This window comes from Rhodosalinus sp. FB01, assembly GCF_041365715.1.
In the GTDB taxonomy this organism is placed as follows: Bacteria; Pseudomonadota; Alphaproteobacteria; order Rhodobacterales; family Rhodobacteraceae; genus Rhodosalinus.
In genome coordinates, this window is record NZ_JBGFSH010000081.1 from 1 (window position 1) to 405 (window position 405).

The following is a 405-nucleotide window of genomic DNA, read 5'->3' on the forward strand; positions in this document are numbered from 1 at the left end:
GCTGCGCGCGCTCCAGCACCGCGCGCTTGGTCTCGCCCACGATCGCGAGGTGCTTGGAGAGCGCGCCGTCGAGCACCGGCCGCGTCAGCGTGAGCCGCGGCTCCTCGGCCTCGGGCGGGCGGAGCGCCATGACCGGCGCCGCATCCTCGGCCAGCGCGGCGGCGAGCCCCTCGGTCCCCGGAAAGAGCGAGGCGACATGCCCGTCGTCGCCCATGCCGAGCAGCAGCACGGAGATCGGCAGATGCGGCGCGATCGCCTCGGTCACGCGGGCGACGGCCTCCTCCGGCGTGTCGGTCGGCTGATACATCGGCAGGAGCGTCGCCGCAGCGGCGCGCTCCACCAGCAGCCGCTCGCGCACCAGCCGGGTGTTGGAGCGGGGGTGATCGGGCCGCACCCAGCGCTCGT

Annotated in this window: 1 protein-coding gene; it reads right to left on the reverse strand. The window is 75.6% G+C overall.

The features are described from left to right. Window positions 1-405: 6-phosphogluconolactonase (locus tag AB6A65_RS16675; protein WP_371039501.1), on the reverse strand; the 405-nt coding region annotated here is incomplete at both ends.